This window comes from Myroides sp. A21 (assembly GCF_000807225.1).
GTDB classification, from domain to species: domain Bacteria; phylum Bacteroidota; class Bacteroidia; order Flavobacteriales; family Flavobacteriaceae; genus Flavobacterium; species Flavobacterium odoratimimum.
In genome coordinates, this window is the sequence record NZ_CP010327.1 from 3,915,660 (window position 1) to 3,930,751 (window position 15,092).

Below are 15,092 nucleotides of genomic sequence, written 5' to 3' on the forward strand. Positions count from 1 at the left end.
TTTACAACTCCCCCTTTTCTTTCAGCTATTCCTATTCTGTATTAACAGTCTTTAGATTTTGCAATTGTCTAGCTAATAAACCTATCTGTTTAATCTTTCCCTCTAATTGTACATCCCAAGGCAAGCCAAAGCACAATCGCATGGAGTTGTTATACTGATTTTGCAAAGTAAACATTCGTCCAGGAGCTATACTTATTCCTTTCTTCATCGCTAAGTCATACAACTCTATAGTATCAATCTCTTCACTAAACTCTATCCACAAAGACAACCCTCCCTGTGGTTGGCTAATCTTAATATTCTTAGGAAAACTCTGCTGAATAACTCTAGCATAGTTCTGATAATTCTGATATAGTTTTCTTCTTAGTTTTCGCAAGTGTTTATCGTATTTCCCTGACCTTAAGAAATTAGCTACAGCCTCTTGTTCTAAGGAAGAGGAAGAGATAGACTGTATCAGTTTAATATTTTGCACTTTATCTTTATACTTGCCAGGTGCTACCCATCCTACTCTAAACCCGGGTGCAAGTGTTTTAGAGATAGAACTACACCAAAGCACATTTCCTGTCTTATCGAATGTCTTACAGCAAGTAGGTCGATGACCTTCAAAACATAGATCACCATAGACATCATCTTCTATCAAAGGAATATCGTGCTGTGCCAATAGCTCTACCACCTCTTTCTTGTTCTCATCAGGCATACAGCTCCCTACAGGAGTATTGTAGTTTGAGATTAAAATACAAATATCTATTTCTGAGACCACCTCTCTTAGCGCTTCTACTTTTATCCCTGTATTAGGATTAGTCGGTAATTCAAACACCTTTAGCCCCAACCCTAGAGCTAATTGTAGAATACCAGGATAACAAGGACTCTCTATCGCAACAGTATCTCCAGGTTTACTCAATGCTGTTAGACAAAGAGCTACTGCATTCATCCCTCCATTTGTGGTGATCAAGTCTTCCTCCTGAAGATTAGCTCCCCAACCTGAAGATCGCAAAGCAATCATTCTCCTCAGATTGGCGTTGCCTTCTAATCGTTCGTATTGTACCCCACCAGTAGGCAAATCTCTCGTGGCTTGTACTATTTCTTTCTTTAATTTAGCAATAGGCAACATATCTCCATACGCCACGGTATAAGATAGTAATAAGAGGTCTTCTCTTCCTATATTTGCATATACTTTTTGAAGAATATCATTAGGTTCACAGTGATTAGCTAATAAAATGGGATTACTCTCCTCAGGAAGAGGCAAGTTCTTATAACTTAATTTACTCACAAAATAACCACTCTGAGGTTTCGAATAAATCAAAGACAGGGATTCTAACTCTAAGAAAACACGTCTTGCTGTATTCATACTAATCTCATATTCTGCGCATAACCCGCGCAAGGAAGGTAACTTCTCTCCTTCTCTAATATTTCCACTTCTAATCTGAGAAGCTATATTCTCTGCAATCTCACTATACAAAAAGGTTTTGCTCATATTCATCTACTAACTGTGCCCATGCAAATATACAAAACTGATACTGTGTGAATCCTATACATAGAGGTAATTTTGTCCCAAATAAAACAGAATAATGGAACAATCAGGCATTTTAAATGCAACAACAAAATCATCTAACGGATGGTTAAATGGATTTATTGGAGTACTTCTATTCGCAGGTTCAATGCCTGCTACTAAGATGGCGGTTAAAGACCTAGACCCTATCTTCGCCACTGCAGCAAGAGCAGTTATCGCAGCTTTATTAGCGCTAGCTTGCGTAATAGCTCTTCGCGAAAAACGCCCTACCAAAGAACAGATGTGGCCACTAATTAAAGTTGCCATTGGAGGAGTTATTGGTTTCCCTCTATTAACAGCGATGGCATTAGAGTACATCACCTCAGCACATTCATTGGTATTTATGGGAATGTTACCCCTGTCTACAGCTATATTCGCTGTATTCATTGGTAAAGAGAAGCCTAAACCTATCTTCTGGCTATTCTCTTTATTAGGGAGTGCCTTAGTGATTGGATTTGCATTCTCACAAGGAGTAAGTTCTAACCCTATCGGGGATGTCCTAATGATCTTAGCGATCATCCTATGCGGACAGAGCTATGCAGAAGGAGCTAAACTATCTAAAACACTAGGAGGATATCAAGTAATCTCTTGGGCGTGTATTATCTCACTACCTCTTACAGTGCCGATTATGATTTATACGGTACCTACAGACTTAGCTCTAGTAAGTGGAGAATCTTGGTTTGGACTATTCTATATTTCTGTTGTGAGTATGTTTTTAGCGTATATCTTTTGGTATAAAGGATTAGCACAAGGAGGAATCGCAACAGTAGGTCAAATCCAATTATTACAACCGCTATTAGGGATGATATTAGCGGCAACAGTATTAAACGAAAAAGTAAGCCCTACGATGCTATACGTCACTTTCGGAGTGATCCTTTGTGTAGCTGCAAGTAAGAAGTTTGCTAAATAGATATTTTTTCTCTTCAATTATTACCCTTTTACTAACGAAAAACGCACTTATATAGTGCGTTTTTTTGTTCTTATAATATTCCTTCATATTTCTTTTTTACACTATCTACTACTTTATCTACTTCTAGAAATAGAATTGATTGATTTCTTGTAATTTGAATTTTTAAACAACTCTTCTTTTGTTTTTAAATAATTTATAAAAGCAGAACAAACCACTATCATAAATTTAGCATCTTCTTGTTTTACAAGAATTCCATCTTCAACAAGAGCATGTCTAATTCCTCCACTATCACTTGTATAACCATATAATTTCTCAAAAGCAGATTTATATGATGGATGCAAAGGATGTATATCATCTAATTTTTTCAATGCTTTCCCTAAACTAATATTAGGTTCATTTATTAAAAAACAACAATAGGCTTCAACTGCTGAAATAGATTCTTTTACCGAGTTTCTATAATCTGGAGACATTTTATCTGATAGATATAATAAAGCCTTTTCTAAATGCTCTACTACAGCTCTATTCCCTGTTGAAGTTATAGACTCTTCAATTGTTAATATCTCCTCTTCTGTTGTTATTTGAATGATTAATCCATTAACTATTCTATATCCAGCCATTTCACTACTCAGTACATCATTAAAATTTGAGATAAAGTTAAAATCAAGATATTTAAACCTACTACTTCCTAATTCAAATGCAACTAGATACTCTATAAAATCATATACCTCATACCAATAACAATTAAAAAACTCTCTTTTAATATAATTATAATAATCATCTTTAAGAGTACTATTAAATCCCATACTAGCAGGGTATTCATCTCTTAAATTCTCGAAATAGTCAACCCATATATGTTCTAGAATTTCAAGAAGTTCTATTGAACTAATTTTATTAAGAAACTCATTACTAATAACATTCCATAATTTATTTTGTAAAACTTCATCTATAGATTCTATTTGTAAAATTTCTCTTATTGGTTTTACACCTATCCTTTGTGAAAATTTCATATTTTATTAATTATTTAATCTCAAAATTAATCAAATATTCTAAGACATATTTACTCTCTTAAAACTTTGAATAAACAATTAACTAACTACCTTAGTAATTACGTTAATTCTTATTTACATACTATCTAAATAAAAAATACATTTCCTAAAATTATACTCTTTTTATGATTAATACATCCACTAATCTAGTTATATTAAAAACATACGAAATAATTATTCTTTTACAAGAATAATCTCTCCTCATAAAGCTACCGAACTCCCTATTCCTTTCCTAGACAAATAATGACACATTAAGAACATTAACAATTTAGTTTCTACCCCCTCCTAGAATAAATGAAGAAGTCGACAAGGAATGAACATATAGCTAGGATAGTGATAACTTGAAAAGTATTAGTTATATCTTGTTGATACGTTTATAACATAAAAAAGCCTAACTACTCTCGTAATTAGGCTTGTATATTAAATTTTATGTCTTTAAAAAGAACTATGATCTACTGGGTGTCGGATGTATCTAATACATCCCTACGATTGTGTGCTGATACAGCATCAAAATTGCATAATATATACCAAATGCCGTAGGCAATACACTCCTAATTCCTAATTCTAAATTCTTAATTAATTACTGCATGCTCTCGACACACATAATCGCACATTTCTCACCATCGATGGCAGCAGATACAATACCACCTGCATACCCTGCCCCTTCTCCACATGGATAAAGTCCTTTGATCTGAGGGTGTTCTAAAGTATAATCCTCACGAGGGATACGCACTGGAGAGGATGTTCTACTCTCTGGAGCGTGTAAGATAGCCTCATTCGTGAAATACCCTTTCATCGACTTGCCGAACTCTTGGAATCCCTGTCTCATGATTTGTGTCAAGAAACCTGGGAATACCTGTCCTAACTCTATAGAAGTCGTACCAGGTAGATAAGACGTCTTAGGGATAGACTCCGATACTTTAGACTGAGAGAAGTCTACCATACGCTGTGCAGGTACACGCTGTGTCTCTCCAGCTACCCTATAAGCTTGTTGTTCTATCGATTTTTGAAATTCCATACCTGCTAAAGCTCCGAACTTTTCAAAAGGTTTAAAGTCTTCTAAACGCAATTCTACTACGATACCCGAATTGGCTGTTGCTTGATCGCGTTTAGACGGTGACCATCCATTGGTTACTACTTCTCCTGGTGCTGTAGCACAGGGTGCAATTACTCCACCTGGACACATACAGAATGAATACATTCCTCTTCCATTGACCTGCTTCACGATAGAATAAGGTGCTGGTGGAAGAAACTCTCCTCTGTAATCACATGAGTACTGTATCTTATCTATCAGCGTCTGTGGGTGCTCTGCACGTACTCCTAGGGCAAAAGGCTTTGCTTCTATCAAGACTTTCTTACGGTCTAGTAATTCATAGATATCACGAGCAGAGTGTCCTGTAGCTAAGATTATTTTCTTTGCTTCGATTAGGTCTCCATTGTGTAGTTTAACTCCTTCTATTTCATTTCCTTTGATCACAAAGTCTACTACTCTTTTCTCAAACAACACTTCTCCACCAAACTCCTCAATCTTAGCACGCATATCTTGCATAATCTTCGGAAGTTTATTCGTTCCAATATGTGGATGTGCTTCTACTAAGATGTCTTGTGATGCACCGAAGGCTACTAATAACTCTAGTATACGATTGACATCACCACGCTTTTTAGAACGTGTATACAACTTACCATCTGAGTAAGTCCCCGCTCCTCCTTCTCCGAAACAGTAGTTCGAATCCGGATTAACGATATGATCGATATTTATTGCTTTCAAATCACGACGACGACCTCGCACATCTTTTCCTCTTTCGACTACAATAGGTTTTACCCCTAGTTCGATTAACTGTAATGCTGCAAAATAACCCGCAGGTCCTGCTCCTACCACGATAACACGTGGAGCATCCTTTACATTTTTATACTCTGGAAAATCAATATGTCTGTGCACGACATCCTCATCGGCAAAAAAAACAGCAACCTTTAAATTGATCTTTACGGTGCGTTGTCTCGCATCGATAGATCTCTTTAAGATCGTGATGTGCTTAATGTCCTTTGGAGAACACTTCACATGGTTTGCAACGTACTGCGTCAATAAATCAGCTGTACCTGCAACTTCAGGAAGAACTTGTAACTGTAATTCTTGTGGCATTTTTTTATAAAGCAAATAAAAATTAAAGGCGCAAAAATAAACTAAAATCACTTAGTTTTTTTTACTATTTTATAGTCATTCAGTATTTTTTTGACATCCCGTACACAAAATACAGAAAACAACACTAAAAAACTAATTATTAGTTATTTACTATATTAAGCCCATACTATTTATTCTGATTATAAAGTAATACCTTCTTATCTCTACCACCATTAAAACAAAAAAGCCTGTGATACAATATCACAAGCTTTTACATAAAAGGAACTAAAGAAAAGCGAACTTGGGGTAAGCTTATCAAATGAGTCTACTATCTGTCCTTAGTCCTTCTAATCTATAGAATACAATTGCTATTTCTTCTTAAAACAAAGCTTCTATTTGCTTCTCTGCTTCCCATAGGTCACAGTATTTACCTTGTTTTATCATTAAGGCTTCATGTGTTCCCTCCTCTACTATCTGACCTTTTTCTAAGACACATATCTTATCCGCGCCTCTGACTGTAGATAACCTATGTGCAATGATAATCACAATCTTCTCTTTCACTAGCTCATCGATAGCACGCTGTACGGCAAGTTCGCTTAAAGAGTCTAGAGAAGACGTTGGTTCATCTAGAATGACTATTGGGCTGTTCTTCAGCAGTGCTCTCGCAATAGAGATACGCTGACGTTCTCCACCTGATAAGGTATTTCCCATATCTCCTATAGGTGTGTCATACCCTTTAGGCAATTGACTGATAAAATCATGACATTGAGCACGCCTAGCCGCGTCTATTATTTCTTCTTGAGTAGCAGTAGGTTTCGCCATACGGATATTGTTACCTATGGTATCATCAAATAAATAAACCTCTTGGAATACCACAGAAATCATACTCAACAAATCGTTTTGACTCAAATTAGCAATATCAACTCCTCCTATACTAATGCTCCCCTTCTGACAATCTGCATAGCGCATAATCATTCTTGCCAGCGTAGTCTTACCCGAACCAGAAGGTCCTACTAAAGCTACAATAGACTTCGGTGCAATAGATAAGTTGATATTAGACAAAGTTTTTTCTTGAGCATCTTCATAATAGAAGTCTACTTCTTTAAACTCTATACCATAAGAAGTTGGTTTCGCTTGAGGGGTCTTTACTTCTAAGACAGGAGCAGTTAACATCGCTGTGATTTGCTTATATCCTGCTTCCATCAGACTAAATATCATGGTCATTGGTACAAAGCTAGAGATCAACTCTGAGAAGCGAATCACAATAATCATTAAGGCTGTCATGACCATCATATTGCTATCTGCTTTTAGCACAAACAATATTCCCAATCCCAAGGATACTAACATCCCTACTTCTAAAGCAGAAGTAATAATCAGGTTAGGAGTACTCCCTTTGCCATGCCCGAAGATTTGCACTTCTCTTACTTTATCAATGCTTTTGTTTAAACGAGCTACGATACGCTCTATACTATTACTTGCTTTAAGCACAGGCAACCCTTGGATAAACTCTATAGACTCTGCATTTAGCTCAGAGTGTACTTCATTTAGATAATACATTCCACGGTCATAAGCTGGTTTTCTCCAGCGATACAACGGGATGATCACAGGGAATAAAATCAAGATAACTATAGCAATCTTCCAGTCAAAGAAGAAAGTCATCAGCCCTACTGATATAGGTGTAATCACGCCATACATCATCAAACTTGACACTGTAATGGTATAAGAGATTACCTCATCTACATTATTACTAATCACGGCACTCCACTTTCCAGAGCGCTTATTAGATAAAAACTCTAAGGGCATCTCCCTCAGTTTCTCCCCTTGTCTCTTGCGAAGGTCATACTGTGCCTGTGAAGAAAAACCTCCATAGTCATAGTCTTGCCCTATCCATCTACAGATAGCACTAATCACGACGAAGCCTAATGCTATCCAGATGTAAAACCATACTTGCTCAGGCTTTCCCTTCCCTATATTCATAAAAATAGGGTAAAAGCAAGTATAAGCTGCTCCTTGAAAAACAGAAGACAACAATATCAATATTAAACTCATTCGCAGTCGTCCACCCATCGGACCTGCTGCTTTAATCAGGTTAGATAATATACCGATAAAAGAACTGCTCTTATTTGTTTGTACTTTACTCATCTCTATTACTTATCTGATTTAATATGCCAATTTCTCGCTTGTGTATACGATTGCCACATCGCTTGATATATTCCTTGATTAGCGGCTAATTGTTCATGTGTTCCTATCTCGCTAATGCTTCCCTTATCCATCACAATGATCTGATCCGCATTCTTGATTGTCTCTAATCTATGAGCGATCATAATGACTGTTTTGTCCTTCATCAGATTGCGGAAAGCACGCATCAGTAATAGTTCGTTTTCTGTATCTGAGAATGAAGTTACCTCATCCAAAATAAGAATAGGTTTATTTCTCAAGATCGCTCTAGCAATCGCTAGACGTTGCTTTTGTCCACCTGAGAAGTTATTTCCTCTTTCTTTTACTAAGGTCTCATACCCATCAGGAAGTTGCATTATAAAATCGTGTATTTGGGCAGCCTTAGCCGCTTCCATTACTTTTTCTAAGGTAGCTTCTTCTGCGCCCATTCTGATATTGTTTGCAATCGTATCAGAGAAAATAAAATTGTCTTGAAACACAAATGATATTGTATCTAATAATACCTCAGGTTTTAATTGGCGGATATCTGTTCCACCCAATCTTATCTCTCCATCACTAACATCCCAAAAACGAGGTAACAAACGAGCTACAGTAGACTTCCCTGCTCCTGATGCTCCTGTAATAGCAGTAAAAGTACCTGGCTTCACCGTAAAGCTGATATTATTTAATGCCTTGTCCTCTCTACCAGGGTAAGTAAAAGATACCTTGTCAAACTCAATGGTTGTATCATTTACAGAAGTTTGTTCTCCTGTAGAAGTTAAAGGTTCTACTTCTAGTAATTCTTCTATACGTTTTGCACTGATTGCAGCTCTAGAGATCACATTAGTCAAACTTCGGTAAGGCAAAATAGACTCTATCATTCCTGTCCCCAATAATAAAGAGGCTACAAAAGACACAAAACTCAAAGACCCCTCTTGGAACCAATACGTTCCTAGCACAAGTAATATAATAAATGTAGGTAGCGGGTTTAAAATAAACATCGACAACTTAGCATTCAATCCGTTTTCCTTAAACCACAAAGTGATAATAGATAAATAGCGTTGTAAGGCATTCTCATAACGCACAAATGATTTCTCTCCTCCATCGAATACACGTACTACCGGCATTGCCTGTACATACTCTATCACAGCTACATTAATATCTTCTTTTGCTTTATTAAATTGATGTGTTACTTCTGTCTTATTCTTCATCGCTAATGCTAAGAACCCAAGCCCTACGATAAGAATAGCTAGACAAACTAGTGCTACTCTGTAATCAAACCAAAATAATGCAACCAAAGTAACTACTGGAAAGGCATACGTACGCACAAATAAAGGGGTACTATCTGCCGCAAATCCATGTAATAAACGAACATCTTCATTTAAGATTTTAGTCAATGCTCCTGAACCTGTCTCAGTCAAGAACCCTAATGGTAACTTCGCCAAATGGTGACTGATATTCTTACGCAAAATAGCTTCTAAATCAAAAGCTGCGTAATGGGATACGTCAAATGACTTTAGACGTAATACATAACTAACTACTACACATAAGATCATCGCTCCGAATAGATACAACAATTGTGTTGTATTTCCGTGATACAGTGCATTAATTAGGTAACTTAATATTATTAAATTGGCTATTGTCAATAAAGTAGACCCCACAGAAAGAGCCATTGCAAAGTTTAGCTTCTTCTTGACTGGTTTTACAATACGCCATAGCACATTATCTGTTGCCATATTATTGTTTTTGTGATTTTGTTGTTTTGTGAAATCGTGAAACTGTGAAATCGTTTTTTGTTCTGTTCTCGCTGCAAAGTCTCCCTACTTTGAGCTATCATATCATCAGTTTCCCTGTTCCCTGTTTCCCATTTCCCTGTTTCCCGTCCCCTGTTTCCTGTTCCCTGTTTCCTGTTCCTGTTCCTGTTTCCTAAAAAAACATAAAAAATAATAGTAGAGAAGAAAACTCCTCTACTATTGCAATCAAACTCTATAAAGAGTTCTAAATAATTAAACCCTAATTAAGCATTAGCCAAATACTGCAAAGTATTTCTACTTCATATCTCTTTCATTAGTTCTAAAACCATACTACAGTATGTTTGTATCACTAATTCAGACCTATTTTGTATAATTACTTTTCGTTTATATGTCTATCACTTAATTTGGGTTTAACTTATTATTTTTCTAATTTCACTAAGCCCCATACTTGACCACCTTTACCGATGTTAAACGCAGGTTTAGCTACATTATCAGATCCTAATACATAGTATCCGTTGTAATCTTTGTTATTCACTACTCTGAAGTACACTTTACCATCTATTGTAGTAATCGCTTGAGCATCTTGGAATGCATAAGTAGATTGAGGTATACCAGTTACTGCTTTTGGTCCTGCAGCAATATTCTCTTTATCAAAAGCATAGTATGTAAAATTAGGGTTTGGCAAAATATCTGTGTATGAGAATGCTTTATCACTCCATGCAGTATATAGCTTACCATCTTTTACACCTACTGAACCTACTGTAGTATCCTTTACATAATCATCAATCTTAATGATCCAATCTTTATCTATTTCTGTTGCTCCTTTTTTAATTCTAACAATAGCAGAACCATTAGTCGCTCCATTTACTCCGAACCCATGAGAACACATATATAGCGCTCCATCATCTCCCATAGTCCACATTTGGTTAGCGTTACCACCATATCCTACATAGCTGATACGGTTATCTTGAATCGTTTTTTCATATTTACCAGTAGCGATGTCGATCACTGCTAGTTTAATATATCCTGGAGCAGGGTCTTTCATCTGACTACCTTGTCCATCTTTAGAACCTGTGATGATATCTACATATAATTTTCCATCTTTAGACGCGATAAAGCGAGATCCCACAGCTTGGTATTCTGCTTTTTTATCTTCTACTACAGAAAGGTCTATTTCTCCTGTACGCTGCATTGTAGAAGGATTGAATACTTGTATCTTTAACAATCCTCTTCCTATATCGGCATAGTATCCAGTCGTTTTATCATGTACATAAAAGTTAGAAGACATTCCTGTGATTCTACCTGTCTCTGATAAAGAACCGTCTGCATTAATAGAATATCTCAAGATACCGTCATCTGGAGAAGACACACGTCCTAGTTGAAGACGTTGGAATACCCATTCTCCATACGCTTTCATTCCATTCCCTTTTATCTGTAATGACCCTTTATGGATATTGTCTAAATCCCCTTCAGGCATTTTATCATAGTTAGATAAGTATCCTACGAATGGCTGTACTCCTAATGTAGCTGTTAATAGTGCATAAGATGTCTTCGTTGGCTCAACTGGTTTAGTTGGCTCTGAACTTGAATTATCATCTGATGAACATGATGCAAAAGCAAATAACCCTGCCATAGCTAATGCTCCTATCGTTTTAGTGCTAAAAATGCTTTTTTTCATTTTAATAAATTTATTGTGTTTTAATGATAAGTTTCTGTATTTCTAAATTGTTCCTCTCCTAAAGAGACATATTCACTTTAAAATGAAGACTAAACCCTTCATTTTGTATTTTATAATTGTCAAATATTTCACTGTTAAACAAGTTCTTAGCTTCTAAACCGAAAGACAGTTTAGGTGAATAACTCCACACCACTCCTGTAGAATGTAAATTCTGATCAGGGATCACATAAGCTTCTGCATTAACCTGTGCTTTTCCCCATAATCCTAAGAAACCACTAGGTTCAAATTCTTTAGGAATAAAGTCTAGGTAATAAGCCTTTACAAAACTGTAGTTGTAATAAAACGAGAACTTGTCTCCTGCCTTGAATACATTGTCATGTGAAGTACGCAAACCAAGGTTAGCGAAGAAATAAGGTGTATTTCTCAGACGAGAACCCTCATACGTCTTGTCTTCTTTATCATATAATCTAAAGTCTTGATATGTCACGTTACCAGACAGTCTCAACCACTTTAATGGAGAATATGCTGCATCCACCTCTACTCCAACTCCTTTTATCTTTTCTATGTTCTCGTAACTACCAAAAATACCCGTGTTTAACAGCATGATCATATCATGCGTTCTTCTGTAGAACACATTGACCTCTGTCATGAAGTTGGTTTGATTATTATAGTTAAATCCTAGATTATAGTTCCAACTCTTTTCTGGTTTTAAAGCAAAATTGGTACGCGTGAATGTTCCATCCCCGAAGAACTCTTCTTGCTCTGGTAGACGTACGGCTACTTCTCCTGAGAATCTAGCATACATACGATCGTTAATCTGATATTTTAACGACTCTGATACTCCCCAGTTCCCTTTTGTTTTAGATCTTTTCTGCTCCATCGAAGTGTCTCCATGCGCACTCTCATACCCTTCTGTACGCAAGTAGTAATACTTCGCCGATAAGTCATTCGTCAGACGATCATCTAAGGCGTATAACCTCCAGTTTAGCCCTGTAATCCACTTTTGGAATACTACAGAACGCTGTAACATATCTATCTTAGAGAAAGGAAATGTCTCTCCGTAAGGGTCAGAACCACGACGAGTAGAGGTATTGTAAACAGAGTTTAACTCTATAAACCCATTGTCTAATCGGTAAGATAGATTAGTACGAGATACGAAGTTATAATAACGTAACTTTTTGATGCTTCCACTAGTAGTCGCTTCTCCATTCTTACTAGGTACTGGAGTGAACTTCCCTCTCCAGTCGTAAAACCCTTTAATCGTATCTGTATAACTAGAATGCAGTGTATTATAGACAAGGAATTGATCTAACTTCAAGTCTTTATCTAAAAAAGCCTTGCGATAGCGAAGTGTTGGCACTACAGAATTCATATTACTCGTCACTCCTCCGAATGGATAGTTCATCGTCATCCCGTAATTGTGCTGTTTATTAATGTAAAAGCTACTTACAGTCAAACGCAACTCATCTGCCCAAGTCTTGTTCTTCACTCCCACAAACCCTTCTACAAATCCATTAGAGAAACGGTTGTGAAACAGTTTGTGTTTTTCTCTACTTACCTGTGCCGTTTCTGGATCAGTGTAAGGCACATTGACCTTATAATTGTTATCAGAGTAATTAATAAAAGCATTTACTCCTCCGAATAAGCCTGTCTTTTTATCTTGAAAATAAGCGTTTACGGTACCTCTATGAGTGTTATAAGAACCTATCTGATAAGATACATCTACAGATTGATTACTTTCAGGCTCTTTCGTTACAATATTAACTGCTCCTCCTAATGCATCTGCCCCTAAGGCTACAGGTACCACCCCTTTATAGATCTCAATGCGATCAATCATCGTAGGCGGTACAATAGCATAACTAAAGGCATTCCCTAAATAATCCATCGGAACCCCATCCTTAAAATACTTTATCGCCTTTCCTTCAAAACCGTTCAACATCAAATTAGTAGCATTACCTAATCCCCCTGTTTGTCTCACTCGTACACCTACTGTTCTGTTCATCAGCTCGATCACACTAGACGGCTGTTGTTTCATCGCTTTTACATCAAGTACAGTAGCACGTATAGGTTGACGACTTTCTTTTTCGGCTTTGGTTTCTCTCTGAATAATCACTTCATTTAACCCTGTATTTTGTAAAGTATCTTGTTGTGCAAAAACAGATTTAGAATTAAATGATAAAACAGCGATTAAGGATAAAGTAAGGTATGGTATTTTCATCTTGATCTCTCTTATAGAATAGCTCTGTGGAAGACTATCTCTCTTATTGATAGGGCAAAAGTAGGCATCCCTTTGCCTGAGTACTGACGCTAAAAGGAATATAAAAGACGCAAGAAGGAGTATTATTTAGATTCATTAAAAAGGAAGACAACACTTCTTGTACTTCAGAACTCAGCATTAGAATTCGTTGACTTATCCCCCTGATACCCTGTGTATAGCTATGATGATATACTAATCGTAGTTTGATTCCATAGTGGTCGCATAAAAAGCAGGCAAAAATATGCGAGCAGTATGCCATCACTATGCGATAACTATGCGACCACTGCTGTTTTTGAAGAATAAAAATGAGGAGTAACTATCTTCAATTAGAGCTGCACACAGGCATTTACTTCCTCGTAGTCTCTCTTCCTTATGTAGAACTTCCTTCTTAATGGCTATGCAGATCAAGTGAGATATACGTCCTTATCTATGGATTTTCTAGTTATTGAGTAATAGCATTGTATTTGAGTGGCAATGCTAGACTATTAAAAAACTTTATTCTACTCCTAAAAACACCACTGTGAATCATTTTAATTTAATTATCTTGCTTATTCGTCTTAAAAACACCTATATGGCTTCACCATTACAAACAGAGATCCTTCAATTAGCCAAACAAGATGACCGCATTAGAGCTGTTATTCTCAATGGTTCAAGGGCTAACCCGATGGTTACTCCTGATCAGTACCAAGATTATGATATCATCTATATGGTGACTGATATAGAAAGTATCAAGAAAGAAGGTATTGTCTACAAAACCTTTGGACAGCCTGCCCTACAACAATTACCAGATGATATGCACTTAGGTAATGAAGAGGGTATTCCTTCTATTTCGTATGCTTATTTAATGATTTATGAAGATGGTAGTAGATTAGACCTTACCCTATTCCCAGTAGATCAATTAAAGCAGTATAAAAAAGACAGTCTCTCTATCGTATGGCTAGACAAAGATGGAATATTTAAAGACATACCCGAGTCTTCTGATAACGACTACCATGTACAACGCCCTACTCAACGGGAGTTTACAGAAGTGTGTAATGAGTTTTGGTGGTGTTCTACTAATGTCACTAAGGGACTGGCTAGAGAAGAAAGAGTATATGCAAAAGATATGATGGAGTCTGTCGTCCGTCCTATGTTCTTACAATTACTAGCTTGGAAAATAGGGAGTGAACACCATTTTAGCGTTTCTATAGGCAAATCAGGTAAATTCATTAAGAACTACTTAAGCGATGAAGACTATAACAAGGTATTAAGAACCTATAGCAATGCTAATATTCAAAATACATGGGAAGCCTTTCACACCATGACTACTTTCTTTCAAGAACTACAAATAGAACTAGGTAAACGACTTGTCCTAAAAGTAAATGTAGAAGAAGCTACGAATGCCTTACAGTATATCAATAGAATCTATCAAGATTAATAAATGAATCATCACAAATAGAGGTATATAAAAAAAAGCGACTAACCCTTATCAGTTAGTCGCTTATAGATTATTATTAAACCTAAATACTGCAAAACCATTCTACTTCATAGCTTTTTCATTAGCTCTAAAACCATACTAGTGTATACTTTTGTCACTAATTCAGACCTATTTCGTATACTTACTTTTCGTTTATATGTCTATTGCG

General features: G+C 36.5%; 9 protein-coding genes. 2 read left to right on the plus strand and 7 right to left on the minus strand.

Annotated features, from left to right (window positions below; translation table 11 throughout):
* Positions 1 to 31: 31 nt before the first annotated feature.
* Positions 32 to 1,477, minus strand: a complete 1,446-nt coding sequence (locus MYRA21_RS17495; protein WP_006258350.1) for a PLP-dependent aminotransferase family protein — start codon at positions 1,475 to 1,477, stop codon at positions 32 to 34.
* 88 nt (positions 1,478 to 1,565) lie between these two features.
* Here MYRA21_RS17495 and MYRA21_RS17500 point away from each other — a divergent pair, with 88 nt between their 5' ends.
* Positions 1,566 to 2,456 carry a DMT family transporter gene (locus MYRA21_RS17500; RefSeq protein ID WP_016649051.1) on the plus strand — a complete coding sequence of 297 codons (891 nt, stop codon included), beginning with the start codon at positions 1,566 to 1,568 and terminating at the stop codon, positions 2,454 to 2,456.
* A gap of 113 nt (positions 2,457 to 2,569) precedes the next feature.
* Here MYRA21_RS17500 and MYRA21_RS17505 read toward each other — a convergent pair whose 3' ends face one another.
* The 6 genes from MYRA21_RS17505 to MYRA21_RS17530 all read right to left on the minus strand — a co-directional run bounded on the left by MYRA21_RS17505 (position 2,570) and on the right by MYRA21_RS17530 (position 13,428).
* Positions 2,570 to 3,463, minus strand: a complete 894-nt coding sequence (locus MYRA21_RS17505; RefSeq protein ID WP_006261624.1) for an AbiJ-NTD4 domain-containing protein — start codon at positions 3,461 to 3,463, stop codon at positions 2,570 to 2,572.
* Between the two features lie 619 nt (positions 3,464 to 4,082).
* Positions 4,083 to 5,642 (minus strand): NAD(P)/FAD-dependent oxidoreductase, encoded by a 1,560-nt coding sequence (locus MYRA21_RS17510; RefSeq protein WP_039330117.1) that lies wholly within the window; start codon positions 5,640 to 5,642, stop codon positions 4,083 to 4,085.
* Positions 5,643 to 5,999: 357 nt separating this feature from the next.
* Entirely contained in the window at positions 6,000 to 7,763 is a 1,764-nt protein-coding gene (locus tag MYRA21_RS17515) for an ABC transporter ATP-binding protein (RefSeq protein WP_039330118.1), read from the minus strand.
* Between the two features lie 5 nt (positions 7,764 to 7,768).
* The gene (locus MYRA21_RS17520) at positions 7,769 to 9,514 is read right to left on the minus strand and encodes an ABC transporter ATP-binding protein (RefSeq protein ID WP_039330119.1); all 1,746 of its coding nucleotides are present in this window, start codon (positions 9,512 to 9,514) and stop codon (positions 7,769 to 7,771) included.
* A 436-nt stretch (positions 9,515 to 9,950) separates the two neighbouring features.
* Positions 9,951 to 11,210: a hypothetical protein gene (locus MYRA21_RS17525; RefSeq protein ID WP_039330120.1), complete on the minus strand. Its 1,260-nt coding sequence runs from the start codon at positions 11,208 to 11,210 to the stop codon at positions 9,951 to 9,953.
* A 58-nt stretch (positions 11,211 to 11,268) separates the two neighbouring features.
* A complete protein-coding gene (locus MYRA21_RS17530) occupies positions 11,269 to 13,428 on the minus strand; it encodes a TonB-dependent receptor (RefSeq protein WP_039330121.1) in 2,160 nt (719 codons plus the stop codon).
* A gap of 610 nt (positions 13,429 to 14,038) precedes the next feature.
* Here MYRA21_RS17530 and MYRA21_RS17535 point away from each other — a divergent pair.
* A complete protein-coding gene (locus MYRA21_RS17535) occupies positions 14,039 to 14,884 on the plus strand; it encodes an aminoglycoside 6-adenylyltransferase (protein WP_039330122.1) in 846 nt (281 codons plus the stop codon).
* Positions 14,885 to 15,092: the final 208 nt, after the last annotated feature.

Coding starts and splice junctions, on each gene's coding strand:
- MYRA21_RS17495 (WP_006258350.1), bottom strand. CDS start 1,477: ATGAATATGAGCAAAACCTTTTTGTATAGTGAGATTGCAGAGAATATA.
- MYRA21_RS17500 (WP_016649051.1), top strand. CDS start 1,566: ATGGAACAATCAGGCATTTTAAATGCAACAACAAAATCATCTAACGGA.
- MYRA21_RS17505 (WP_006261624.1), bottom strand. CDS start 3,463: ATGAAATTTTCACAAAGGATAGGTGTAAAACCAATAAGAGAAATTTTA.
- MYRA21_RS17510 (WP_039330117.1), bottom strand. CDS start 5,642: ATGCCACAAGAATTACAGTTACAAGTTCTTCCTGAAGTTGCAGGTACA.
- MYRA21_RS17515 (WP_039330118.1), bottom strand. CDS start 7,763: ATGAGTAAAGTACAAACAAATAAGAGCAGTTCTTTTATCGGTATATTA.
- MYRA21_RS17520 (WP_039330119.1), bottom strand. CDS start 9,514: ATGGCAACAGATAATGTGCTATGGCGTATTGTAAAACCAGTCAAGAAG.
- MYRA21_RS17525 (WP_039330120.1), bottom strand. CDS start 11,210: ATGAAAAAAAGCATTTTTAGCACTAAAACGATAGGAGCATTAGCTATG.
- MYRA21_RS17530 (WP_039330121.1), bottom strand. CDS start 13,428: ATGAAAATACCATACCTTACTTTATCCTTAATCGCTGTTTTATCATTT.
- MYRA21_RS17535 (WP_039330122.1), top strand. CDS start 14,039: ATGGCTTCACCATTACAAACAGAGATCCTTCAATTAGCCAAACAAGAT.